The sequence below is a fragment of the Streptomyces sp. NPDC006372 genome, assembly GCF_040612515.1.
Lineage (GTDB): Bacteria > Actinomycetota > Actinomycetes > Streptomycetales > Streptomycetaceae > Streptomyces.
In genome coordinates this window covers 366,566-390,542 of record NZ_JBEXQJ010000004.1, presented here as the reverse complement: position 1 = coordinate 390,542, position 23,977 = coordinate 366,566, and the positions used below count along the sequence as shown (strand labels likewise).

The following is a 23,977-nucleotide window of genomic DNA, read 5'->3' as shown; positions in this document are numbered from 1 at the left end:
AAATTTGATTAGCGGCCGTCCTCCGGGTGCCGCTCTCCGGTCCCGTACGGGTTCTCCTCGTCATCGGCCAGGACGCCGACGAACGGATCGCCCTCGTCCGCGAAGGTGTAGGCGCCGCCCTCGATGCGCTCGATCAGACCGCGGGTCCACTCCCCCTCGGAGTCGGCCGTGTGGACCCACATGTTCATGATCTCGCCGATGTGACCGAGCTGTCCGGGCCCCTCCTCGGGGACGTAGTGCTCGAGGACGGCGGCCCGCCACTGCTCGATCCGCAGGGTCCGCTCCTTCAGCAGCGCGACGGCCTCGGCCCGCGGCAGGTCGACGACGAAGCCGACGGCGGCCGTCTTCACGTCCCCGCGCTGGTCATAGGTGACCAGCGCCTCGCGCAGCAGCCGGTAGTACTCCTCGGTCCCCTGCTCGGTGATCTCGTACTCCGTGCGCGGCGGGCCGCCCGCCGTGGACGGGGCGATCTCGTGCGCGTGCAGCAGCCCCTGCTTCGCCATCTGCTTCAGGGCGTGGTAGATCGAGCCGGGCTTGGCGTTGGACCACTCGTGCGCACCCCAGTACTCCAGGTCGTTGCGCACCTGGTAGCCGTGGGCGCGGCCGTGCATACGGACCGCGCCGAGCACGAGGAGACGGATCGCTGACATGCGGTCCAGGTTATGACCCGGCCGTCACCTGCTGTTCCTCGGCCACGAGCTCGAAGGCCGTCCTGCCGTCCAGCGACTCGCGGACGATGTCGGCGTGGCCGGCGTGCCGGGCCGTCTCGCGGATCAGGTGGAGGCAGAGCCAGCGGTGGGAGACCCGGCCGTCCGGCGGGAACCAAGGCTGGGCCGGCAGCGCGAAGGTGTCGTCGAGGCTGGGCACCGAGCGGATGTACGCCTCCGTCTCGGCGGCCACCTTCTCCCAGTAGGCCAGCTGTGACTCGACGGTCTCGCCCTCGACCAGCCGGAAGCACTCGTGCCAGTTGCTCTGGTCCCGCACGACGGCCGGCGGCTCGCCCTTGGCCAGGGAGATCCACATCTGCTCGACCTCGGCGACATGCTTGACCAACCCGGCGAGAGACAGCTCGCTGGCGCTCGGCCGCGACGAGGCCTGCTCGTCCGTCAGCCCGAGCACCGCCCGCCGGAGGCCACCGCGCTGCTCGGCGATGAAGGACAGAAGCGCTCCGCGCTCGTCGCCGTGTGCCTCCGCGGGAACGTGAGTGACCATGACCGCCGCCTTTCGCCGGACCGGGGGCGTCTCCCCCTGACACCGACGAAGCTACGGGCCCTTGCGGTCAGATTCTGTCCGCAAGGGCCCGCCGTGCCGTACGAGGCCGGAACGGCTAGAACGGGAACCCGCTGCGGCCGTGCTGCACCGAGATCCACTTGGTCGTGGTGAAGGAGTCCAGCATCGTCTCGCCGTTCAGCCGGCCGAGGCCGGAGTGCTTCTCGCCGCCGAAGGGGACGATCGGCTCGTCGTGGACGGTGCCGTCGTTCACGTGGAACATGCCCGTGTCGATCTGCTTGGCGAAGGCGACGCCCCGCTCCACGTTCCCGGTGTGGACGGCGCCGCTCAGGCCGTACGGCGAGTCGTTGACCATGGCCACGGCCTCCTCCTCACCGTCGAACGGGACGAGGAAGACCACCGGTCCGAAGACCTCCTGCCGCAGCAGCGCCGAGTCGGCGGGGACGCCGGTCAGCACGGACGGCTCGACGAGGTTGTCGGTCCGGCCACCGCGCACCAGGGCCGTGGCGCCCTCGGCGAGGGCCTGCTCGACCACACCGGAGACGGCGTCCGCCTGCGAGGAGTTGATGACCGGGCCGATGACGGTCTCCGGGTCACGCGGGTCGCCCGCCTTGAGGGTCCTCACCTTGGCGACGAACTTCTCGGTGAAGGCGTCCGCGACCGAACGGTCCACCAGGACGCGGTTGGCGGCCATGCAGACCTGGCCCTGGTGGACGTACCGGCTGAAGACCGCGGCGTCGACCGCGTAGTCGAGGTCGGCGTCGTCCAGGACCACCAGCGCGCTGTTGCCGCCCAGTTCGAGCACGGACCGCTTGAACTGCCGGGCGCAGACGGTCGCCACGTGCCGGCCGACCTGGTCGGAGCCGGTGAAGGAGATGACCTTGGGGACCGGGTGCTCGATGAAGGCGTCGCCGATCTCCGCGATGTCGGTGATGACGACGTTCAGCAGACCGCCGGGCAGCCCCGCGTCCTCGAAGATCTTCGCGACCAGGGAGCCGCCGACGACCGGCGTGTTCTGGTGCGGCTTGAGCACCACGGCGTTGCCGAGCGCGAGCGCCGGGGCGACGGACTTGATCGACAGCAGGAACGGGAAGTTGAAGGGGCTGATCACGCCCACCACACCGACCGGCACGCGGTAGACGCGGTTCTCCTTGCCGTCCACCGGCGAGGGGATGATCCGGCCCTCGGGGGCCAGCGCCAGATGCACCGCCTCGCGGAGGAACTCCTTGGCGAGGTGCAGCTCGAAGGCGGCCTTCAGACGTGTGCCGCCGAGCTCGGCGATGATGGCCTCGGAGATCTCCGCCTCGCGCTCCTCGATGAGCCTCAGGGCCTTCTCGAAGACCGCGCGACGGGCGTAGGGGTTGGTCGCCGCCCACTGCTTCTGGGCGCGGGCGGCCGCCCGGTACGCCTGATCGACCTCGTCGGCCGTGGCTATGGTGATCGACGCGAGCTTCTCGTCGTCGTACGGGTTGAAGTCGATGATGTCCCAGGAACCGGTACCCGGGCGCCACTCACCGTCGATGTACTGCTGTGCAAGGTCGGTGAAGTAGGACGGCGACATGTGTGATCCCTCGATCCCTGGCAGACCTCTGATCGCGCCTTCACGATCTGATCACACGTCATCGTACTTGCGTTCCGGACGAGTTGGAGGAGGCCTTCGGGAGAGTTGCCGTCAGGATCAGGAGAGTTGGAGGAGCCCTCGGAGAAGGTCCCGGCTCTCCGAGGGGCCCGGGCTGTCGCGCTGGAGCTCCTTGAGCGCCTTCTCGTACTGGGCGACGTCCTCGGGCTTGTCCAGGTACAGCGCGCTGGTGAGCTGCTCCAGGTAGACGACGTCCGACAGGTCGGACTCCGGGAAGCTGAGGATCGTGAACGCGCCACTTTCGCCGGAGTGGCCGCCGAGGCTGAACGGCACGATCTGGAGGCGGACGTTGGGCCGCTCGGAGATCTCGATGAGGTGCTGGAGCTGACCGCGCATCACCTCGCGGTCGCCGTAGGGGCGGCGCAGGGCGGCCTCGTCCAGGATGATGTGGAAGTCCGGCGCGCTCTCGGCGACCAGGTGTTTCTGCCGCTCCAGCCGCAGCGCCACCCGCCGTTCGACGTCGGCCTCGCTCGCGCCCTGCATGCCCCGCCGGACCACCGCGTGGGCGTACGCCTCGGTCTGCAGCAGGCCGTGCACGAACTGCACCTCGTAGGCCCGGATCAGCGAGGCGGCGCCCTCCAGGCCGACGTAGGTCGGGAACCAGCTGGGCAGCACGTCGGAGTAACTGTGCCACCAGCCCGCGACGTTGGCCTCCTTGGCCAGCGACAGCAGGGAGGCGCGCTCCTGCTCGTCCGTGATGCCGTACAGCGTCAGCAGATCCTCGACGTCCCTGGTCTTGAAGCTCACCCGGCCCAACTCCATCCGGCTGATCTTCGACTCGGAGGCGCGGATCGAGTAGCCCGCCGCCTCGCGCGTGATGCCCCGCGCCTCACGCAGACGCCTGAGTTGTGATCCGAGCAGCATGCGCCGCACCACCGATCCCGGCTCTCCCGCGCTCACGTTCGCCAGCCTCCCCAACGTCTTAGGGGCCGAAGTCTGCCACTAAATCACTCCGAGCAGTACTCGTCCGGTTACGGAAACGGAATCGGGCCCGCGGACGCTCGCGCGCGGAAGGAAGAAAGGGGCGGGCAAACGGCCGGAGTTGAGCGCGAAGACGGGGAAAAATTGGCCAACAAGCGGTACGGGACATCTCATTCCGGTCACGTGCACGTGCATCTGCCCTTGCATCTGCTGTACGCATCCGAAACCATGGTCTCGCACCACCGCCGCATCGCACCGACCGCGAATTCCCGGGAGTGCCTCGCATGGGGACGAATGGATCGACCATGCTCGAGCCGTTACGGCAGGGCCTTCCGCCGCTGGATCCCGCGGCCGTGTCCGACGCCGCCTCCTGCGCCCTGCCCGCCCGCTACGAAGCGGTGCGCGAGGCGCGGCGGTTCACCCGCGGAACCCTCGACCAGTGGGACATGGGCGACAGCTTCGACGACGTCTGCCTCGTGGTCTCGGAACTCGTCACCAACGCCCTGCGGCACGGTCTGCCGGGCAGCGCTCCGGGTGGCAACGGTCACGAGCCCGCCGTGCGGCTGCATCTGATGCGGTGGACCGAGCGACTGGTGTGTGCGGTGCGCGATCCCAGTCACGACAGTCCCGTCGCCCGGGAGACCGACGACTTCTCCTCCGAGTCGGGCCGCGGGCTGTTCCTCGTCGACTCCTTCAGCGACAGCTGGGGCTGGCATCCGCTCGCCGGCGCGCTGAGCGGCAAGGTGGTCTGGGCGCTGTTCCGGCTGCCGCGGACCGGCTCGGACCCGCACGCGGAATGAGAAACCGCGACGCTTCCTCGCGTCGCGGTTCTACGCGCGTTACAGCACGTTGAGTCCCTGATTGCCCCGGTTGTCCGGGGATCTCCGGGCCTTCAGCCACCCACCAGGTGGTCGAACTCGCCGTCCTTCACCCCCAGCAGCATGGCCTCGATCTCCGCACGGGTGTAGACCAGCGCGGGGCCGTCGGGGAAGCGCGAGTTGCGTACGGCCACGTCCCCGCCCGGCAGCCGGGCGAACTCCACGCACGAGCCCTGCGAGTTGCTGTGCCGGCTCTTCTGCCAGGCCACATCGTGCAGCCTGGTGGCAGCCATCCCGTTGTACGCGTCGTGGTCCACAGGTCGCTCCCCGGTGGTGCACTGGCTGGTGTGGCCATTGATGCAGTGGTCAACTGACCCGGATCATAGCCCTGTTCATGTGCAGATGCATGGGCAGATGCACGTGCACGCGGGGTGGTCCTGCGGTTACAGCTTTGACGACCGCTTTACCGAAGCTCTTGCCTGTTTGACGGAGCCGTGCCGCCTCGCGTTCCCGGGGCGCGGCGCCGAAGTCGGCGGGTTCGGGGGAGGTCCGATGGAGGCGGAGCATCCGCAAGGCGGCGACGGCGGGTGAGCGCGCCGGAGAAGCGGGAGCTGAGGGTGGGCCGGTGCGGGTCCGCTGCCGGGCCGGCCTGCACCTATACGGAAGCTCGCGGCGACGGGCGGGAGCAGGGAGAAATGGTGCAGAGGGTGGAGGGCCAGGTCGTCCCCGAGTACGGGACCCGGGTCGCACCATCACCCGACGGCGGGTCGGCCGTCCCGCCCCTGACGGGCCGTCAACTCGACTGAACGGCAGGTCGGCAGGGCCCTTCGGCCGACCGGACGACGCGCATGAGGTTCCCCACCCGTCAAGCGTGGGGAACCTCACCCGGACGAGGCGCGCTCAACGGGCGGCGTACGGCAGCAGCGCCATCTCGCGCGCGTTCTTGATCGCCCGGGCCAGCTGCCGCTGCTGCTGGGACGACACCCGGGTGACACGGCGGCTGCGGATCTTGCCCCGGTCGGAGATGAACTTCCGCAGCAGGTCGGTGTCCTTGTAGTCGACGTAGGTGATCCCGGCCTGGTCCAGGGGGTTGGGCCGGTCCTTGGCGGGCTTGCGGTCGGGCTTGCGGGGCATGGCGGGTCAGACCTCCAGGAGGGTGTCGAAGGCGTGCGGCAGGCGCTGCCAGGCGTCCGGCCCGGCGGCGTACTCGGCGTCGGTCAGCAGGCAGGACTCCAGCAGCCGTTCCAGGCCGTCCCGGTCGAGGCCGGGCGAGGTGAAGACCAGGTGCTGGCCGCGGTCCCCGTGCTCGGGGTGCCAGTCCAGCGCGGCGGCGGCGCGGCGCACCGGCGGGACCATCTCCCAGGCCGCGTCCGGCAGGGAGGCCAGCCAGGGCCCCGCGCTCTCCACGCACAGGGCACCGCCCGCCGCGTCCCAGTGGAACAGCGTGTCGGACTTGTCGGCGAGCCAGAACCGGCCCCGGCTGCGGGCCGCCGCGCAGGTCAGGTCCTCCAGGGCGGCGTAGAGCCGTTCCGGGTGGAAGGGGCGGCGCCGCTGCCAGACCAGCGTCGAGACCCCGTGCGCGTCGGCCTCCACGGGCAGCAGGGCGCAGGCCGGGTGCTGGGCGGCGGCGGCCGCCTCGACGTCGAAGCCGGCCAGGGCCGCTTGCGCGAGGGGCGGGAGCCGACGCCGGCGAGGGGGCGGCACGGTCAGGCCGTCGGCCGCCGCTTCCACCGCGTCGGACACGCCGGGCACGTCCGCCGCGCCCTCCGCGCCCGCCGGGCCGTCGGGGCCGATCGGGACCTGGCGGGCCGTCGGGTGGAGCTGTGCGAGGAGTGCGCGGTCCTCGTCGTCGGCCTCCGGGGACTCGGCGACCGCGAGGACGGGGGCGTACTCCAGCTGGCGGGCGAAGGTGTCGGCGACCGTGCGCTGGTCGGTGGCGGCGGCGGCGAGACCGCCGTCGGCGAGATCGTCGCCGTTGCCGAGGTACGGCAGTACCAGGGCCGGGTCGACGGCGGTGATCACCCCGGTGACGGTGAACCCGCCGGCCGTGACGACCTCGGCCATGGCCTTGGGCTCGACGGAGTCCCACAGCTCGACGACGGCCAGCGGCGTCCGCCCGGCCCCCGCGAGCCGCTCCAGCTCCGGCACCAGGTCCTCGCGCAGGGCACAGCAGGCACAGTCGTTGACGAGCGGCGCCTCATCCGCGTCCAGGACGCCGGTGGCGTCCTGGACGGTCCGTACGACGGTGCCAGCCGCGGCGGTGGCCAGGTCGTGGTGGAGCACGACGCTGCCGGGCACGTCGGCGAGGAGCCGCGCCACGGCCGTCCGGCGGGCGTCGGCGTGCAGCCCGCCGACGATCACGACGGGGAGCCCAGGAGGGGCAGCCATGGGGTCAGCCACGGGGTCAGCCCTTCTTTCCGTACCGGCGCTCGAAGCGCTCCACGCGGCCCGCGGTGTCCAGGACGCGGGCGGTGCCGGTGTAGAAGGGGTGGCTGACGTCGGAGATCTCGACGTCGACGACGGGGTAGGTGTGGCCGTCCTCCCACTCGATCGTCTTCTCGCTCGTCGTGGCCGACAGAGTCGAGCGGGTGAGGAAGGCGTAGTCCGCGGCACGGTCGCGGAAGACGACGGGGCCGTACTCCGGGTGGATTCCCTCGCGCATGGTCAGCGCTCCTCTCGGAAGTCGACGTGGCGGCCGGCGACCGGGTCGAACCTGCGCAGGGTCAGTCGGTCCGGGTCGTTGCGGCGGTTCTTGCGGGTCACGTAGGTGAAGCCGGTCCCGGCGGTGGACCGGAGCTTGATGACCGGCCGGAGTTCGTTGCGTGCCATGCCGCTATGCTACTGAAAATGAATTCCATTTACATCACCTGAGGCAGAGAGGTACGTCACCACCCATGTCCGCGCACTGCATGCTGACCGGCACCCGGCCGGGCTTCGGCAACCGCGTCTCCCACTCCCACCGGCGCACGTCCCGCCGGTTCGACCCCAACATCCAGTCCAAGCGCTACTGGCTGCCGAGCGAGGGCCGGTACGTACGCCTCCGGCTGAGTGCCAGGGGGGTCAAGACCGTCGACGCGATCGGGGTCGAGGCGGCCGTCGCCCGGATCCGCGCCCGGGGAGTGAGGATCTGATGGCGAAGAAGAGCAAGATCGCGAAGAACGAGAAGCGGCAGGAGATCGTCGCCCGGTACGCCGCCCGGCGGGCCGAGCTGAAGGAGATCGTCCGGCGGCCGTCCTCGACGGAGGCGGAGCGGCTCGCCGCCCAAACCGAACTACGCAGGCAACCGCGCGACGCGAGCGCCACGCGCGTACGCAACCGGGACCAGGTGGACGGCCGACCGCGGGGGTACTTCCGGGCGTTCGGACTGTCCCGGGTGGGTCTGCGGGGGCAGGCGCATGCGGGGTATCTGCCCGGGGTGCGGAAGGCGTCCTGGTGAGGGGGCTTGGGTGATTGCCCCGGGCGTCCTGATGGGAAGCCGGGGTTGATCTGCTGCGGGGCGGCGCCTCGGTGCTGAGCGGAGGGGAATCGTTCCCCTCCGGTGGAGGGACCGAGGCTGCCCCTTGAGAGCCGGCCGTCCCGTGGCCGCCGCGGCAAGCCGGTCACGTCGGTGGGAAGCCGGGGCTGATCCCCTGCGGGCTCGGTGACGCCGGGGGCGAGGTCCCCGGGCGGAGGCCCCCCGGGGACCTCGCCCCCAGGGGGCCTTGACCGGTCCTGGTAGCTTGCTGCGATCGTTCCGGCAAGGGTCGGTGGGTCCGATCCGGGCCGGTCGGCCGGCTACAGCTTGGGGGCTTGCAGTGACTTCGGTGATCTTCTCGCACCGCCCGGGAGCCCGTCGGCGGCTGCGGGTAGCGGCAGCGGCCGCCGGCCTCGCGGGCGCGCTCGCGCTGACCGCGTGCAGCGGTGACAGCGGCGACGGCGGCTCCGGGGACGACACGGCGGCCAGTCCGTCCCCCTCGGCCGCGTCGTCCGCCGCAAACGGCGGCGGCTCGGCCGACTCCGGCTCAGGTTCCGGATCTGACGGATCGGCCGCCGGCAAGCTCGCGGGCAGCTGGCTCGCGACGACCGACGGCAAGGCCGTCGCCCTGGTCGTCACCGGCAAGCAGGCGGCGCTCTTCGCCACCGGCGGCAGCGTGTGCACCGGCACCGCGGGCGAGCAGTCCGGGATGCAGATGATCCGCCTGAAGTGCACCGACGGCAGCAAGGACCGGACGACCGGCATGGTCGACTCGGTGACCGGAAGCACCCTGAAGGTCACCTGGGAAGGCGGCCGGGGCGAGGAGACCTACACCAAGGCCGAGGGCGGCAAGCTGCCGACCGGACTGCCGACGGGAGGCCTCGGCTAGGCCCCGCCTTCGAGGCCGTCCTTCGAGCCGCCCCCGCGGGCCGCCCTGCGGGGCGTTCGTGCGGGGCGTTCGTGCGGGGCGTTCGTGCGGGGCGTTCGTGCGGGCAGCCTCACGTTCAGGGCGTCTCGGCCTGCCCGGGTGCGTGACGGCCCTCGCGTCGGAGATGATCCACGCATCGGAACCGCTCTTCGCCATCACGCACCAGAGGTCCCCATGCGCACCCTTTCTCCCCTCACGCTGGCCGCCGCCCTCACCGCGACGCTCCTGCTCACCGCCTGCGACGACGGCAAGACCGCCGGCGGCGACACCAAGAACGCCGACCGGCCGGCCGGCTCGGCGTGCGCGATCGGCGACATGGACGTGGAGGTCGGGGCCGGCGCCGCCCCGGCCGCCGGGGACACCGGCACCGTCACCGTGACGCTCACCAACAAGGGCGCGCAGTGCACGCTGAAGGGCTTCCCCGGCGTGGACCTTATGGCCGACGACAGCACGACGTCCGTGTCTCCGGACGAGGGCGCGAAGGCCCAGTCGCTCACGCTCGGGAAGGGCGGCACCACGTCCTTCACCATCACCTATGTCCGGGGCGAGGCGAACTCCCCGAAGAGCCTCCCCGTGCGGAAGGCGTCCTTCACCCTGCCCGGCGCCACCAGGGACGCGCACACCCTGACGTGGTCGTACGGCGAGGTCGCCCGGAGGGACGGGGAGAGCGGCGCGGCACAGGCCTCGGTGAGCGGCTTCGAGTCCTCGGGCGACTGACGGGACGTCAGCGCAGCGGCGGCCGGTGCCCGACCTGGGCGCGGTCCGCCGCCTGCGCTCCCTCGGTCCAGCCCGCCGCGTCGTGCACGCCGCGCAGCCGGGTGGTGGTCGTCTCCGGGAACATCCGGTCCAGGCGGCCGGTGACGGCGACGTCGCGGGAGGCGAGAACCGGCAGCAGGTCGTCGGAGACCTGGCTCTCGGCGGCTTCGGTCAGCCTCGTGCCGATGCGGTGGGCGTAGGCCGCGAGGAAGGACTGCCGGAACGTCTTGGTGCGCTTGCGGCCGCCGGCGCGCTGCGCGGCCTCCGCCTTCGTCATGGCCGTCGTGGCCTGCACGAGGAGTGAGGCGTAGAGGAGCTCGACCGCTTCCAGGTCCGTCTCGAAGCCGACGACCGTGGTGAAACCGAGGGGCTCGTTCCACACCGCCCGGCAGTGGTTGGCGGTGGCGACGGCGTCCAGCAGCACCGCCTTGGCCTGCTCGTAGGGCGGTTCGACACCGACCCGGCAGGCGCCGGGTGTGCCGGGCGACGGTGCGCGGGACGCGAGCAGGGCCTCGTCGACGCTGTGCCGTGCCATCAGCTCCTGCGCCTTGGCGCTGAGCGCCTCGGCCTCCTCCGGGAACCCGGTGGCCTCCGCCTTGGCGAGCAGCGCGCGGATGCGGGTGAGCATGCGGGACTCGGTCCTCGGTTCCCCGGGCGACTCGTCGAGGGCCTCGAGCGTGGGCAGGCGCAGCAGCAGGCGGTAGAGCTCCAGTGCGGCGGTGGCGTACGAGAAGCGGTCGGTGCGGGGCGGGGCGTCGGCGGGGAGTTCGACGAGTTGCGCGCTCCAGCGGCGGCCACGGGGCCGGTCGTGCCCGGACTGCGCGCGGATCAGCGCCGCCGCCAGGCGTATGTGGACGTCGTCCAGCTCGCGCCGGACGATCCGCACGAGGTCGGCCGGCTGCCAGCCACGCCGCCAGGCGGTGGCCACGAACTCCTCGCCGCGCCGGGTGAGTTCGGCGTCCGCCGCCGGATCGGACGCGAGCAGGGACGCGCCGGCGTCGAGGGCCGTCTCGCCGGTCTCGTACAGGGCCGCCTCGAACGCGCGGTCGACGGCGCTGGAGGTACTCACGGGCCGATGGTGCCACGCCGCCGCACCGCCGCGCCGGGTCCCGCCCACCACCCACCGGGCCCGTGACCTCGTCCGTCTCACTCCCCGGAATTGGGTCGTCCGGGCGCGGCGGGGATTCGAGCATGGCCCTCATGGTGGACATGTCTCTGTACGCGGCGTTCCTCGTCGCCGCCTTCGCGCTCTGCATCACGCCCGGCCCCGACATGATGTTCATCGTGGCGATGGGCGGCCGGGGCGGACCCACCGCCGGGGTGATGGCCGCGTTCGGCGTGGCCTGCGCGATGCTCGTGCACGCGATCGCGGCGGCCCTCGGCCTGTCGGCCCTGTTCACGGCACTGCCGACGCTGTATCACGTGCTGCGCTGGGCGGGTGCGGCGTATCTGCTCTACCTGGCGGTGAAGGCGTTCCGCGACAAGTCGGTGCCGGGCGAGGACGGGGCGGACGCCGAGGGGCCGGGGAAGCGGCATTCGGGGAAGGGGCGGTCCAGGATGCGGCGGGCGTTCTGGCAGGGCGCGATCACCAACCTGCTCAACCCGAAGGTGATCCTCTTCAACGTGGCGTTCCTGCCGCAGTTCGTCGACCCGTCGCTCGGCCATGTCCCGGGGCAGTTGCTGCTGCTCGGCGCCACGATCGTGGTGATGGGCTTCCTGTGGGACGGCAGCGTCGGTCTGCTCTCGGGGCGACTGGCCTCGCTCCTCAGGCGCAGCGCGCGGGTCAACCGCTGGCTGAACATCGTCTCCGGGACGGTCTTCACCGGGCTGGCGGTGCGTCTGGTGGCGACCTCGCCGAAGTAGACGGGAACTGTCAACTCGCGGTTGACACCCGCAAGGGCGCAACCTACGGTTGACACCATGACGACGAACCCCAACATCACGTCATCCGTACGCCTCGACGACCTGATCGCGGCGATCAAGAAGGTTCACCAGGAGCCCCTCGAACAGCTCCAGGACGCGGTGATCGCCGCCGATCACCTCGGCGAGGTGGCCGACCACCTGATCGGCCACTTCGTGGACCAGGCCCGGCGCTCCGGCGCCTCCTGGACGGACATCGGCAAGAGCATGGGGGTCACCCGGCAGGCTGCTCAGAAGCGCTTCGTGCCCAAGGAGTCGGCCGACCTCGACCCGAGCCAGGGCTTCAACCGCTACACACCCCGCGCCCGCAACACGGTGATGGCCTCGCACAACGCCGCCAAAGCCGCGCACAACGCCGAGGGCCTGCCCGAGCACCTCGTCCTCGGTCTGCTGGCCGAACCCGAGGGCCTCGCCGCGAAGGCGATCGTCGAACAGGGCGTCTCCCTCGACGCGGTGCGCGAAGCGGCCACGGCGGCACTCCCGCCGGCCGTCGAGGACGCCCCGGAGCTCGTGCCCTACGGCCAGGCCGCCAAGAAGGTCCTGGAACTCACGTTCCGCGAGGCCCTGCGCCTCGGCCACAACTACGTCGGCACCGAGCACATCCTGCTCGCCCTGCTGGAGCACGAGAACGGCGAGGGCGTGCTCAGCGGCCTGGGCGTAGGCAAGGAGCAGACCGAGCGGTACCTCGCCAAGGTGCTGGAGAAGATCGCGCAGGCCCAGAAGGACGTGCTGGACGAGTCCTGACTCCCCCACGTGGGCGCCGGCAGGGGGGCGTTGTCAGACCCCCCTGCCACACTCGCGACATGACCGACCGGTGGGCGCTCGCCCCGGCCGAGGACGGTGGCGTGGACGTCGCCCCCCTCGGCCCGGACGGGCTGCCCGCCGGGCCGGTGACACGGGAGACGGATGCCGCCGAGGCCGTGCGGAGCCGACCCGGCGTCACGCGGTGGGTGTGGCGGTCCACCGCCGAGGTCTACCCCCGCCTGCTCGCCACGAGCGTGCGGGTCGAGCGGTGCTACGACATCGAGGCCGCCGAGACACTCCTCCTCGGCCACGAGGGCCGGTACGGGGAACCCCGCTCGGCCGCGGCCGCCCTGGCCCGGCTGCGCGGCGGCCCCGTACCGCCCGATCCGCCGCAGCGGTCCGCCGAACCGGGCTCGCAGTCCTCCCTCTTCGAACCCCAGGGCGCCCACCTCCCCCTGGCGGACCTCCTCGCGGTCTACGCCGAGCAGCAGCGGCGGCACGAGAGAGCCGAGCACCCCGACCGCATGCGCCTGCTGACGGCCGCCGAGTCGGCGGGCATGCTGGTGGCCGCCGAGATGAACCGGGCCGGCCTGCCCTGGCGCGCCGAGGTGCACCGCGCACTGCTGCACGACCTGCTGGGCGAGCGGTACGCGGGCCGTGGCGAGCCACGCCGCCTGGCCGAACTCGCCGACGAGGTGTCCGCAGCCTTCGGCCGCCGGGTCCGCCCCGACCTGCCCGCCGACGTGGTCAAGGCCTTCGCACAGGCCGGCATCAAGGTCTCCTCGACCCGCAAGTGGGAGATCGAGTCCGTCGACCACCCGGCCGTGAAACCGCTGCTCGAGTACAAGAAGCTGTACCGCATCTGGGTCGCCCACGGCTGGTCCTGGCTCCAGGACTGGGTGCGCGAGGGGAGGTTCCGGCCCGAGTTCCTCGCGGGCGGGACGGTGACCGGGCGCTGGGTGACCAACGGCGGGGGCGGGCTCCAGATCCCCAAGGTGATCCGGCGGGCCGTCGTCGCCGACCCCGGCTGGCGGCTCGTCGTCGCCGACGCCGACCAGATGGAGCCACGCGTCCTCGCCGCGATCTCCCGCGACCCCGGCCTGATGGAGGTGGCCGGCCGGGAGAGCGACCTGTACCAGTCCGTCTCCGACCGCGCCTTCTCCGGCGACCGCGCCCAGGCCAAACTCGCCGTGCTCGGCGCGGTCTACGGCCAGACCTCCGGCGACGGCCTGAAGAACCTCGCCGCGCTCAGACGCCGCTTCCCCAGGGCGGTGGCGTACGTCGACGAGGCGGCCCGCGCCGGCGAGGAGGGGCGGTTGGTGCGGACCTGGCTGGGGCGCACCTGTCCCCCCGCGGCCCGGGCGACGGACGACGCCGCGGAGGAAGCGGGCATCCCGCTCTCGGAGGACGACACTCGGCAGGACGCTCAACAATGGGTGCCCGGGTACGCCTCCACCAACGCCCGCGCCCGGGGCCGCTTCGCCCGCAACTTCGTCGTCCAGGGCAGCGCCGCGGACTGGGCGCTGCTCCTGCTCGCCGCGCTGCGGAGGACCTGCGCGGAGCTGTCGGCCGAGCTGGTCTTCTTCCAGCACGACGAGGTGATCGTGCACTGCCCCGAGGAGGAGACGGCAGCGGTCGTGACGGCGATCCACGAGGCGGCGGCCCTGGCGGGGCGGCTCACCTTCGGAGAGACGCCCGTGCGGTTCCCGTTCACGACGGCGGTGGTGGAGTGCTACGCGGACGCCAAATGAGGGGAGCTGCCCCGAACCCTCGTTACTGCCCGAGCGCCGGACGCAGCACCGCACGCCGGTCGCTGGTCACTGGTCGCCACAACGGATCACCGGACACTGCGACGGATCGGATGACGCCGCGGCGGATCAGATGACGGGCGGCCGCCCCAGCCGGGTGAGCCGCCACACCGTGCGCCAGCGCATGGGCCGCCGCTCCCCGGCCGGCTCCCGCACCCCTTCCGCGAACCCGCCGAACCATGCCCGCAGTCCGGCACCCGACCGGTTCCGCAGGAGGGTGAGCAGCACCCACACACCAAGGTGGACGGGCACCAGCGCCACCGGCAGCCGGCGGCGTGCCAGCCAGACCCGGTTGCGGGCGTTCACGCGGAAGTAGATGGCGTGCCGGGCGGGCGAGGTCTTCGGGTGCTGGAGCAGCAGTTCGGGCGCGTACAGGATGCGCCACCCGGCATCCGCGGCGCGCCACGCGAGGTCGGTCTCCTCGTGCGCGAAGAAGAACTCGGCGGGCCAGTCGCCGACTTCGTCGAGCATCGCCATCCGCAGCGCGTGCCCGCCGCCGAGGAACCCGGTGACGTACCCGCCCCGCAGGGGGTCCGACTTGCCGAGCCGTGGCACGTGCCGCTGCTGCGTCTCGCCGAGCTCGTCGGCGATGCGGAAGCCGACGATGCCGAGCCGGTCGTCGGCGGTGTACAGCTCGCGCACGCGGCGCAGCACATCGGCGTCCACGAGCAGACCGTCGTCGTCCAGATCGACGACGACGTCGACGTCGCCGAACTCCCGCAGCCGCGCGAGGGCCGCGTTGCGCCCGCCGGGGCACCCCAGATTCTCGTCGAGCTCGATCGGGGTGACCTCGCCGGGCAGGGACAGCCGCTCGGCGAACTCGGGCAGCGGGCAGCCGTTGCCGACGATCACGATCCGCTCGGGCGCCACGTCCTGCTTGGCCACGGACCGCAGCAGGGCGTCGACCTCCTCCGGCCGGTTGCCCATGGTCACCACGGCGACGGCGATCCTGGGCGCCCCCATGTCCTCACCTCGTCCCGGTCGGCAACTGACGGGTTGACGGGCGATGCTATCCGTTCACGTTAAAAACCCTTTAAGTACTCCTGGCGGACGGCGGTTCGCCTACGCCGTTCGGCGGACGCGGCACCCGACCGGATCGGGCACAGGATGTCGGGTGCGGGAGCGCACGCGCCGCCTAGCGTGCGGACACGAACGGGAAGAAAGGCCGAACGTGCTGGATCGCCTCAACCAGGCCATGGCGCACATCGAAAGCCGTCTCGACGAAACCCTCGACGGGGCGGACCTGGCCCGCACGGCGTGCACCTCGGAGTACCACCTGCGCCGCATGTTCTCCGCCCTCGCAGGCATGCCCCTGTCGGAGTACATCCGGCGCCGGCGGTTGACGGTGGCGGGCGCGGAGGTGCTCGCGGGGGACGAGACCCTGCTGGAGATCGCGGTGCGCTACGGCTACGGCTCGGGCGAGGCGTTCGCCCGGGCGTTCCGCGCGATGCACGGAGTAGGTCCGGGCGAGGCCCGGCGCACCGGCGCCGCGCTCGTCTCCCAGCCCCGGCTGACCTTCCGCCTCACCGTCGAAGGGAGCAGCAGCATGCACTACCGAGTGGTGGACCGCCCGGCTTTCACCGTCACGGGCTTCAAGGCCCGGATCCCACTGATCCACTCAGGCCCGAACCAGGCGATCACCGACTTCGTCCGGGGGCTCGACAAACAGGCCCTGGAGCACCTGAGGAACCTGTCCGACCAGGAGCCGCACGGCATCGTCGCGGTCTGCGACGACCTGGACCCGAGCCGGACGGAGGGCACCGAACTCGACTACTACCAGGGCGTGATCACCTCAGCTCCCGCCCCCACCCCGGACCTCGAAGGCACCACGACCCTCCCGGTCCCACCCGGCACCTGGGCGGTCTTCACCACCTCCGGCCCGGCTCCCCAGGCCGTCCAGGAGCTCTGGCGGGACGTCTTCACGGAGTGGTTCCCGTCCAACCCGTACCGCAGCCGCCCCGGCCCGGAGATCCTGAGGACGGACCTGTCGGCGGACGGGTCCGAGGCGGACGCGGAGCTGTGGCTGCCGGTGGAACGCGAGACGAGTCGCTGACCGGGCGAGCTGACCGAAGGCCTGCTCGCTCGAGGGGGAGGAGAGTAAGTGACCACTCTGATCAACGCTGTTGATGTCCGCCCGCGCGTGTACTACAGGACCATCCAGATCGGCCCCATCCTCTTCGAGCAACCACCGGCGGAGGACGAGATCGTTCAGATCCCCGGAGAAGGCTGGAGCCTCACCTCAAGCGACAACGATTTCTACCCTCTGGTCCGCCTGGAGGTGTGGGACGGCCCCACTCCCCGGCCCTCAGGATCTTGGGAGTACGAACGGGCCTTCCATTCCCCGATGGCAGATCGCCTCGCGGTGTACGACTTGAACGGCGTCCGCTACGGCGAGATCGAGCTGCGCCCGGGCCGCTACCACCTGCGCTTGCTCTGCCGAGGGCGAGAACATGTCGAGGCTCTGCTGGCTCTCGATCCCTTCCCTCCAGAAGGACCGCACGAGGATCCCCTTGAGGTCTGGGTCGTCCAGATGTGGCCCAGTACTGACTGAGGAGCCGCACAACGACCGGCCTTGGAACGCGGCTTCTGGAAAAGCCCCAGGTCAGACTGTTCTGACCTGGGGCTCCAGTGTGAGCCGCCTTCGGGATTCGAACCACCGCGCGGCTCAGTGGTCCCTCGACAGCCGACGCAGGGGAAAGCGGGCGCGAGTTGGTGGTTCGGCTCGTTGACTGACGGGTTCCTCCCTATGCTGAATTTCTTGTCCATTGATGCGTGGGGGTGTTGTCGTGTTGGTCGAGGGACTGATCGCGGTGGCGGCGGCTGGTGGCGGGGCGATCGTGCAGGCGGCGGGGACGGATGCGTGGGCCGGGATCCGCAGCGGTGTCGCGCGGATCCTCGGTCGTGGCGAGGCAGGGCGGGAGCAGGCCGAGCTGGAGCGACTTGATCAGACCCGCGCCGAGCTGCAGTCGGCGGGCGACGGAGGCGGGTCGGAGCGGGTGCAGACCGTCTTGGCGACCCGCTGGCAGACTCGTCTGGAGATTCTCCTCGAACAGCTCCCGGAGGAGGAGCGGCACCAAGTGGCAGCTGAGCTGCAGGCTCTGGTCCAGCAGGCGCACGCCCAGTCACCGGTGCAGAGCACACACAACGACTTCAGCAACGCGACGTTTACCGACAGCCAAGTTCTGGGCAGTGGCACGCAGAACAACACGATCAACCGTTAGCGGTACGGGCGGCAGGCATGGGGGCACGGAAATCGTCCGGCAAGGGCAAGAGCGGCGGGAAGAAGAACAAGCGTCCCGGGCTGGGACAACGCACCGGTAGCAGTTTTGCTGGGGCGTCGTTCGAGCGCAGTCAGGTGCTTGGTAGCGGGACGCAGACCACGAAAATCAACGTGCACGCGTATGCGGCGGTGCCGACGGCGTTGAACTCTCTGCCGGGGTTGCCGCAGGAGTTCACCGGCCGCGACGACGAGATCGCCAAGATCCTTTCCATGCTCGACCCGGGGAGCGGTTCGGGTGCGGCGGTCGGGTCGGTAGCGGGGCTGCCGGGTGTGGGCAAGACCACCCTCGCCCATGCCGTGGGACATGCCGCGCTCGACAAGGGCTGGTTCACCAAAGTGCAGATGGTGAACTTGCGCGGCTACGACCCGACCCCCGTCCCACCGGAGGACGCACTGGAGGCTCTGCTGCGAGCCCTTGGTGTCCCGGCGGAACACATTCCGCCCACGCTGGACGAGCGGGAAGGGCTCTACCGGTCCCAACTCGATGCTGTGAGGCGGGAGGAGGATCGAGTTCTGATCCTGGCGGACAACGCCTCGACCTCGAACCAGATCCACCCGCTGCTTCCGGCCAGTCACCACGCAGTGCTGGTGACCTCCCGGCACACCCTGCCCGGACTCGGCGCCCGCCTGTTCAACCTCCACCCTCTCCAGCCGGATGCCGCCGTCGACCTCCTGCACCAGCGGCTGGAGGTCGCCGACCCCGACGACCGGCGGGTGGAGGACGAGCCCGCGGCCGCGGAGGAACTCGCCGCGCTCTGCGGCTACCTTCCCCTGGCGCTGCAGATCGCCGCCGCTCTCCTAGCCGACGACCCCGACCAACCGCTGTCCGAGCGGGTGCGCTTGCTCACCGACGCAGGCACCCGCCTTGGGGGCCTCGACGACGGCGAACGCAACCTGCGCGCCGTCTTCGACGAATGCCTCACCCGCCTCTCCCATCAGGAGGCCGACCTCTACCGCCTCCTGGGGCTCCACCCCGGCCCGGACATCTCCACCCCCGCCGTTGCAGCCCTCACCGGCCAGCCCGCCGACAAGATCACCCCGGTGCTGCGACAGCTCGTCCGAGCACGCCTGCTCACCCAGAACAGCCAGGCACGCGACCGCTGGTTCATGCACGACCTCCTGCGCGTCCACGCCCAGGAACAGGCCCGCACCACCATGGACCGTGACCGTGCCCCCCGCCGACGTTACGAACAGGCCCGGACCCGACTCACCGACCACTACGTCCGTCACGCCGAAGCAGCCGACACCAACCTCGCGCCGCCCGGCGACGCCGTGTCAACGCTGTTCGCCGGACGGGATCAGGCGCTGGCGTGGTTCGACGCCGAACGCGAGAACCTCCTCGCCACCACGCACTCCTACGCCCGCACCCAGACAGCCCTGGACCTCGGGTTCGCTCTCGGCCGCTACCTGAAGTGGCGACGGCGACTCCAGGATCTAGTGACCGTCCGCTCCCAGGCACTCGAAGCCTGCCAGGCACTCGGTGACGCTAAGAATCTAGCTGGCGCCTGGAACAACCTTGGCGGCGCCCTTCAGGACCTCCGGCGCTACAGCGAATCGCACGACGCCTACCGAACCGCACTCGACCTGTCTCAGCAGGCCGGCGACACCGAGGGCGAAGCCGGCACCTGGACCAACCTCGGCTCCACGCTCCAGGAGCTGAAGCGCTACACCGAAGCACACGACGCACAGCGAACCGCACTCGACCTGTTTCAGCAGGCCGGCGACACCCACGGCCAAGCCGGCACCTGGATCAACCTCGGCTCTGCGCTCAAGGCGCTCCAGCGCTACACCGAAGCACACGACGCCTACCGAACCGGACTCGACCTGTTTCAGCAGACCGGCGACACCCACGGCCAAGCAAGCGCGTGGAACAACATCGGCACCGCGCACAAGGAGCTAGAGCGCTACACCGAAGCACACGACGCCTACCGAACCGCACTCGACCTGTTTCAGCAGACCGGCGACACCCACGGCCAAGCAAGCGCGTGGAACAACATCGGCACCGCGCTCCAGGAGCTCCAGCGCTACACCGAAGCACACGACGCACACCGAACCGCACTCGACCTTTACCAGCAGACCGGCGACACCCACCGCCAGGCCAGATCCTGGAACGCCATCGGCACCGCGCTCCAGGAGCTCCAGCGCTACACCGAAGCACACGACGCACACCGAACCGCACTCGACCTGCACCAGCAGACCGACGACACCCACGGCCAAGCCGTCGCCTGGAACAACATCGGCACCGCCTGTCGAGGCCTGGAGCGATACGCAGAGGCGATCGCAGCTGGGGAAAGTGCGATTGCCATGCTGACCCAAGAAGAAGACTGGGTGCGTACCGGAGAAGCATGGGCGGAGTTGGCCGCCACCCTGAACGCATCCGGTGCCGAACCGTCCCGAGTTTCGAAGGCATGGGAACAGTCCGCCACCGCGTACGTCCGCGCCGGCGACGACGAAGCAGCAGCCACATCGCGCGCGAATGCCGAGAACCCACCACCAGGCACCTGACGACAGGCGCCTGCCTGAACCTATTCACCGTGCCCAGAGAGGACATCAGCGTGAGCGGGCGGGATCTCGTCGCCGCGTCGAGGCAGGCTCTACCGCAGCGCGCGGCACGAGACGGGTAACCCGCTATTGAGACCAGAAGGGACACCACGGACAGCCGCGCGGCACGCGCCCGCCGCGTCGCCGCATCCGCTGAACGAAAAAGCTCAGCTCAGACCATGTCTGAGCTGAGCTTCAGTGGAGCCGCCTTCGGGATTCGAACCCGAGACCTACGCATTACGAGTGCGTTGCTCTGGCCATCTGAGCTAAGGCGGCGCGCTGTCCGCACTATGGTGCGATCAGCAACGACGGTAAGTCTACACAGTTTCGAAGGGTGCTCCGTACCAGCCCCGGAGGCGGGCCCTCCGGGGCTGGGAGCAGGGGCTATGAGCAGCGCTTTCCGTCCTGGGGAGGGGTGCCGCGGAGGAGGTAGGCGTTGATCGTGCGGTCGATGCAGGAGCTGCCGCGGCCGTACGCCGTGTGGCCGTCGCCCTCGTAGGTGAGGAGGCGGGCCGAGGAGAGCTGGCCGGCCAGGGACCGGGCCCAGCGGTACGGCGTCGCAGGGTCGCGGGTGGTGCCGACCACCACGATGGGCGCCGCGCCCTTCGCCTCGATGCGGTGCGGCTCACCCGTGGCCTGCACGGGCCAGTACGCGCAGTTCAGGGCGGCCCAGGCGAGACCCTCACCGAAGACCGGGGACGCCTTCTCGAACGCGGGGAGCGCCCTGCGCACCTCGTCCGGGGTGTCGAAGGCGGCCGGCAGGTCCAGGCAGTTCACCGCCGCGTTGGCGAACATGAGGTTGCTGTAGCGGCCGTCGGCGTCCCGCTCGTAGTAGCTGTCCGAGAGGACGAGAAGCCCGGAGCCGTCGTTCTCCTTCATCGCGGAGGCCAGCGCCGCGCGCAGCTGCTGCCACGCGTCCTCGTCGTACATGGCCGCGATCACGCCGGTGGTGGCGAGCGACTCGGTGAGGCGGCGGCCGTCGGGGTCGCCCGTGCGCACCGGCCGTGCGTCCAGCCTGCCGAAGAACGCCTTGAGGTTCCGGCCGACCTGCTCGGGCGAGGTGCCCGCCTTGCCCAGCGGGCAGTCGGTCCGCCGCACGCAGTCCTTCGCGAACGACCGGAACGCCGTGTCGAACCCCGCGGTCTGTTCGAGGTTCAGCCGCCGCGCGGGCAGTGACGGGTCCATCGCGCCGTCCAGCACCAGCCGGCCCGCCCGGCCCGGGAAGAGCCCGGCGTACGTCGCCCCGAGGAAGGTGCCGTAGGAGGCCCCGACGTAGTTCAGCTTCCGGTCGCCGAGCGCCGCCCGCACGATGTCCATGTCCCGGGCCGCTTCCACCGTGGACACATGGCGCAGCAGCCTGGGCGAGCCGGCGCCGCAGCCCTCCGCGAACGTCCGGTACGCCGTGACCAGCCCGGAGGTCTCCTTCCCGTTGTCGGGCGTGATGTCCGTCCGCGTGTACCTGTCCATGGCCGGACCGTCCAGACACTTGACGGGCTCGCTGCCGGCCACGCCGCGCGGGTCGACCGCCACCATGTCGTAGCGGGCACGGACCTCGGCCGGGTAGCCGATGCCGGCGTACGACTGCACGTAGCCGATCGCCGAGCCGCCCGGCCCGCCGGGGTTCACCAGCAACGAGCCCAGCCGCTTCCCGGGGCCGGTGGCCTTCTTGCGGGCGACGGCGAGCCGGACGTCGCCCGCGGACGGCTTGGTGTAGTCGAGCGGTGCCTTGACGGTGGTGCACTCGAAGCCGGGGACGCCGCAGCCGCGCCAGGCCGGCTTCTGGCTGTAGTACGGCTTGAGCGCCGCCGGTGTGGACGGCGGCAACGCGACCAGTACCGCCGCCTCCGCCGCGGCCGCCGCAGTGGCGGACGTCGACGGGCTCCCGGAGGAGCACGCGGAGACGAGCACCGCGGCCGTGGCGAGGAGGCCGGCCGCGGTCCTGGCTCCGCCACGGTTCCTGCGGTGGGCGCCGCCGGAGCCTACGCGGCGGGGAACGGGACCGGGGACCGCGCCGGAGGCGGTGCTGTGGGTGCGCCTTGTGTCCATCCAGCGAGCGTAACTCTCAGCGATGGGTTAGGTGCCCTGCGTGCGTGTCGCGCCTCGTACGGGTTACCAGGTCAACCATTCCTAGAGACTGAGGGGGAGTGAGTCCTGGTGCCAGGGCTCATGCTCAGCCGGACGCCCCGAACGGTGTTGGGTGTCCTGGTTGCCCGCTTTCGCTCCGCGTCCGGCGCGCACGGATCGTGTCCGTGGTCCGGGGATGCGGGGGCGGGGTTCCTCACGCCCCGGGGCCTCCGTTCCGGCCTGGACGGTCCGATGCCCCTGCTCATCACTCCGGTGAGCAGGGGGCGGTGCCGTCCGTCGCCGGACCGGGTGTCCCAGGGCGCGTCTGCCGATCGCCACGGCGGCTGCGTCGTGGCGAGTGGGTTTTCTGGTGGTGCTCGTGAGGGGCTTCTGCCAGTGCTGTGCGCCCCACCGGGAGGTGTAGGCGGGGTCGACGGCGACGATGGTGATGCCGAGTTCGGCCGCCATCGACACCAGCCGGGCCCGCAGCCGGGCCACCGGCATGCCGGAGATCAGCTTGCGGAACTTCCTTCGGCGGCCGTGCTTCTCGCGGGTCTTCTCGGCAGTGAAGTCGAGGTCTTCGACAGCGACGGCGAGGTGGCGGCGCTGGGCGAAGTGCAGCAGGCGGATCAGGGCGTGGCGGATCTGGGCGTCGCGGTGCTGTGCGGTGCCCGTGAGGTCGTAGTCGAAGCGGATCGGCTCGCCGACGGGGTTGCCGTGGGTGTCCAGGCGCCAGGCGGCCAGGTGGTCGGCGTTGGTGTCCACCCCCATCAGCCCTCCTGCGCGGACCGTGGCCAGGGGCACGGTCTTGACCGGGGGGATCGTCCAGGACGCGGTCAGGTACCAGCGCCCGCGGCTCGTGTCTTCGTGGATGCGGTAGGCGACCGCCCGGTTGGCGGTGACCCGGTCGGCCCACTGCTCACCCCGGTGCGAGAACGCCACCGTCGCGGCGAGCACATACCGGCCGTGCGGGGCGTTCGCCAGATACGCCAACGGGGCGGGGAGCTTGAGCGAAACCTCCCCGCCGGGGGAGACGCGGATGGTCTCGTTGCCGAACCGCTTACCCGACTCGCCGTCGGCCTGGAGGAACCGGCGCCCGGCCCGCCACCGCACACGCCACTGCTCCGGTGTGAGCCCGGCGGCATGAAGGTGGTGGCGGGTGTTCAGCAGCCGCTTCCCACCGCGCACTACACCCACGCGCCCGGCTTCCCAGTCCGCCCGCGCTGCCTGGAGCCGGTCAGTGAGCATGTGCAGGCGGCGCGTCTTGGCGAACCACTCCCGCTTGCTTCGGTAACCGCCCGGAGCCCGCTTGCTGCCCGCCTCACCCACCGGCAGTGACAACCGGTGCGCGATCGTACGCACCCCGGCATCCAGGCTCTGGATGTGCGCCAGCTGACTACGCCGGGCCAGCGCCCACTGATCATGGGAGGCCTTGGTGATCGACCCGGCCCAGCGGGAGGACGACTCCACCGTCAGAGCCCGCTTACGCCCGGCCCACAGCTCAGCGTCATGGGCTAGCCCGGCCGCGCACCGCGCCTTCAGATACCGGGAAGCGAGCGCGCCCAGATGGTCACCGACCAGGCGCAGCACTCGTTCGTCCTCGGCGGTCAGGTGCTTGAGCCGGTCCCGGACCGCGACTCCGGAGGGACCGGGCACCACGAACGGTGCCCCCATCTTCCGCAGCCCGCTCAATCCTCTCACCGCTCGCCATGCGCCAGCCGACCAATCCCTCAGCACGTCTCAACGACCACCACCAGCAAAGGTCACACATTCGACAAAGGAACCTTCGTTCACATCCATGGAGCCACGCGTGCCGCAGACACGGACACTCACTCACACGCGCTGGAACACACATGTGCGCAGCCAACCGCCAG

The 23,977-nt window shown here is 70.9% G+C and carries 25 protein-coding genes and 1 tRNA gene; 12 read left to right on the top strand and 14 right to left on the bottom strand.

The genetic code is table 11. From position 1 onward, the window contains the following. Positions 1 to 8 precede the first annotated feature (8 nt). From ABZ016_RS11325 to ABZ016_RS11310, 4 genes are all read right to left on the bottom strand, one after another. On the bottom strand, positions 9 to 650 hold the full coding sequence (locus ABZ016_RS11325; RefSeq protein WP_356916305.1) for a PadR family transcriptional regulator: 642 nt from the start codon (positions 648 to 650) through the stop codon (positions 9 to 11). A gap of 10 nt (positions 651 to 660) precedes the next feature. Further along, positions 661 to 1,212, bottom strand: a complete 552-nt coding sequence (locus ABZ016_RS11320; protein ID WP_356916304.1) for a DinB family protein — start codon at positions 1,210 to 1,212, stop codon at positions 661 to 663. Positions 1,213 to 1,327: 115 nt separating this feature from the next. Further along, positions 1,328 to 2,791, bottom strand: a complete 1,464-nt coding sequence (locus ABZ016_RS11315) for an aldehyde dehydrogenase family protein (protein WP_356916303.1) — start codon at positions 2,789 to 2,791, stop codon at positions 1,328 to 1,330. A gap of 117 nt (positions 2,792 to 2,908) precedes the next feature. Then, entirely contained in the window at positions 2,909 to 3,733 is an 825-nt protein-coding gene (locus ABZ016_RS11310) for a helix-turn-helix transcriptional regulator (protein ID WP_356916338.1), read from the bottom strand. Positions 3,734 to 4,074: 341 nt separating this feature from the next. On the opposite strand from ABZ016_RS11310, the gene ABZ016_RS11305 reads away from it, so the two are divergent. Continuing rightward, positions 4,075 to 4,590, top strand: a complete 516-nt coding sequence (locus ABZ016_RS11305; RefSeq protein ID WP_356916302.1) for an ATP-binding protein — start codon at positions 4,075 to 4,077, stop codon at positions 4,588 to 4,590. A 92-nt stretch (positions 4,591 to 4,682) separates the two neighbouring features. On the opposite strand, the gene ABZ016_RS11300 is transcribed toward ABZ016_RS11305, so the two are convergent. The 5 genes from ABZ016_RS11300 to rpmG form a co-directional block, all read right to left on the bottom strand. Next, positions 4,683 to 4,925: a DUF397 domain-containing protein gene (locus ABZ016_RS11300; protein ID WP_356916301.1), complete on the bottom strand. Its 243-nt coding sequence runs from the start codon at positions 4,923 to 4,925 to the stop codon at positions 4,683 to 4,685. Between the two features lie 583 nt (positions 4,926 to 5,508). After that, a complete protein-coding gene (gene rpsR, locus ABZ016_RS11295) occupies positions 5,509 to 5,742 on the bottom strand; it encodes a 30S ribosomal protein S18 (RefSeq protein ID WP_356916300.1) in 234 nt (77 codons plus the stop codon). Between the two features lie 6 nt (positions 5,743 to 5,748). Continuing rightward, complete coding sequence (locus ABZ016_RS11290; protein WP_356916299.1) at positions 5,749 to 6,996, bottom strand: GTP-binding protein; 1,248 nt, start codon at positions 6,994 to 6,996, stop codon at positions 5,749 to 5,751. 16 nt (positions 6,997 to 7,012) lie between these two features. Further along, positions 7,013 to 7,270: a type B 50S ribosomal protein L31 gene (locus ABZ016_RS11285; RefSeq protein WP_193483084.1), complete on the bottom strand. Its 258-nt coding sequence runs from the start codon at positions 7,268 to 7,270 to the stop codon at positions 7,013 to 7,015. 2 nt (positions 7,271 to 7,272) lie between these two features. Beyond that, positions 7,273 to 7,437, bottom strand: coding sequence for a 50S ribosomal protein L33 (rpmG, locus tag ABZ016_RS11280; protein ID WP_356916298.1), 165 nt, complete (start codon positions 7,435 to 7,437; stop codon positions 7,273 to 7,275). Between the two features lie 65 nt (positions 7,438 to 7,502). Here rpmG and rpmB point away from each other — a divergent pair, with 65 nt between their 5' ends. From rpmB to ABZ016_RS11260, 4 genes are all read left to right on the top strand, one after another. Continuing rightward, positions 7,503 to 7,739, top strand: a complete 237-nt coding sequence (gene rpmB / locus ABZ016_RS11275) for a 50S ribosomal protein L28 (protein WP_356916297.1) — start codon at positions 7,503 to 7,505, stop codon at positions 7,737 to 7,739. Further along, positions 7,739 to 8,044, top strand: coding sequence for a 30S ribosomal protein S14 (gene rpsN, locus ABZ016_RS11270; protein ID WP_356916296.1), 306 nt, complete (start codon positions 7,739 to 7,741; stop codon positions 8,042 to 8,044). Before rpmB ends, rpsN begins: the two co-directional genes overlap by 1 nt. A 367-nt stretch (positions 8,045 to 8,411) precedes the next feature. Further along, positions 8,412 to 8,951, top strand: coding sequence for a hypothetical protein (locus tag ABZ016_RS11265; RefSeq protein WP_356916295.1), 540 nt, complete (start codon positions 8,412 to 8,414; stop codon positions 8,949 to 8,951). A gap of 213 nt (positions 8,952 to 9,164) precedes the next feature. Beyond that, positions 9,165 to 9,707 (top strand): DUF4232 domain-containing protein, encoded by a 543-nt coding sequence (locus ABZ016_RS11260; protein WP_356916294.1) that lies wholly within the window; start codon positions 9,165 to 9,167, stop codon positions 9,705 to 9,707. A gap of 7 nt (positions 9,708 to 9,714) precedes the next feature. Here ABZ016_RS11260 and ABZ016_RS11255 read toward each other — a convergent pair whose 3' ends face one another. Further along, positions 9,715 to 10,815: a DUF2786 domain-containing protein gene (locus tag ABZ016_RS11255; protein WP_356916293.1), complete on the bottom strand. Its 1,101-nt coding sequence runs from the start codon at positions 10,813 to 10,815 to the stop codon at positions 9,715 to 9,717. A gap of 131 nt (positions 10,816 to 10,946) precedes the next feature. Between ABZ016_RS11255 and ABZ016_RS11250 the strand changes: the two genes are divergently transcribed. The 3 genes from ABZ016_RS11250 to ABZ016_RS11240 are packed head-to-tail and all read left to right on the top strand — an operon-like array spanning position 10,947 to position 14,161. Beyond that, the gene (locus tag ABZ016_RS11250; RefSeq protein WP_356916292.1) at positions 10,947 to 11,609 is read left to right on the top strand and encodes a LysE family translocator; all 663 of its coding nucleotides are present in this window, start codon (positions 10,947 to 10,949) and stop codon (positions 11,607 to 11,609) included. A gap of 57 nt (positions 11,610 to 11,666) precedes the next feature. After that, entirely contained in the window at positions 11,667 to 12,410 is a 744-nt protein-coding gene (locus ABZ016_RS11245; protein ID WP_356916291.1) for a Clp protease N-terminal domain-containing protein, read from the top strand. A gap of 59 nt (positions 12,411 to 12,469) precedes the next feature. Continuing rightward, positions 12,470 to 14,161 (top strand): bifunctional 3'-5' exonuclease/DNA polymerase, encoded by a 1,692-nt coding sequence (locus ABZ016_RS11240; RefSeq protein ID WP_356916290.1) that lies wholly within the window; start codon positions 12,470 to 12,472, stop codon positions 14,159 to 14,161. 126 nt (positions 14,162 to 14,287) lie between these two features. Here the strand turns inward: ABZ016_RS11240 and ABZ016_RS11235 are convergent, their stop codons facing one another. Next, positions 14,288 to 15,181 carry a glycosyltransferase gene (locus tag ABZ016_RS11235; RefSeq protein ID WP_356916289.1) on the bottom strand — a complete coding sequence of 298 codons (894 nt, stop codon included), beginning with the start codon at positions 15,179 to 15,181 and terminating at the stop codon, positions 14,288 to 14,290. A gap of 208 nt (positions 15,182 to 15,389) precedes the next feature. Between ABZ016_RS11235 and ABZ016_RS11230 the strand changes: the two genes are divergently transcribed. The 4 genes from ABZ016_RS11230 to ABZ016_RS11215 all read left to right on the top strand — a co-directional run bounded on the left by ABZ016_RS11230 (position 15,390) and on the right by ABZ016_RS11215 (position 20,003). Then, positions 15,390 to 16,271, top strand: a complete 882-nt coding sequence (locus ABZ016_RS11230) for an AraC family transcriptional regulator (protein WP_356916288.1) — start codon at positions 15,390 to 15,392, stop codon at positions 16,269 to 16,271. 48 nt (positions 16,272 to 16,319) lie between these two features. Then, positions 16,320 to 16,769, top strand: a complete 450-nt coding sequence (locus tag ABZ016_RS11225; protein ID WP_356916287.1) for a hypothetical protein — start codon at positions 16,320 to 16,322, stop codon at positions 16,767 to 16,769. A 235-nt stretch (positions 16,770 to 17,004) separates the two neighbouring features. Continuing rightward, complete coding sequence (locus ABZ016_RS11220; protein WP_356916286.1) at positions 17,005 to 17,439, top strand: hypothetical protein; 435 nt, start codon at positions 17,005 to 17,007, stop codon at positions 17,437 to 17,439. A 17-nt stretch (positions 17,440 to 17,456) separates the two neighbouring features. After that, on the top strand, positions 17,457 to 20,003 hold the full coding sequence (locus ABZ016_RS11215; RefSeq protein ID WP_356916285.1) for a tetratricopeptide repeat protein: 2,547 nt from the start codon (positions 17,457 to 17,459) through the stop codon (positions 20,001 to 20,003). Between the two features lie 235 nt (positions 20,004 to 20,238). Here the strand turns inward: ABZ016_RS11215 and ABZ016_RS11210 are convergent. The 3 genes from ABZ016_RS11210 to ABZ016_RS11200 form a co-directional block, all read right to left on the bottom strand. Further along, a tRNA-Thr gene (locus ABZ016_RS11210) sits at positions 20,239 to 20,315 on the bottom strand. Between the two features lie 108 nt (positions 20,316 to 20,423). Further along, a complete protein-coding gene (locus ABZ016_RS11205; protein ID WP_356916284.1) occupies positions 20,424 to 22,085 on the bottom strand; it encodes an alpha/beta hydrolase in 1,662 nt (553 codons plus the stop codon). 81 nt (positions 22,086 to 22,166) lie between these two features. Beyond that, positions 22,167 to 23,777, bottom strand: coding sequence for an IS200/IS605 family accessory protein TnpB-related protein (locus ABZ016_RS11200; RefSeq protein ID WP_356916283.1), 1,611 nt, complete (start codon positions 23,775 to 23,777; stop codon positions 22,167 to 22,169). Positions 23,778 to 23,977: the final 200 nt, after the last annotated feature.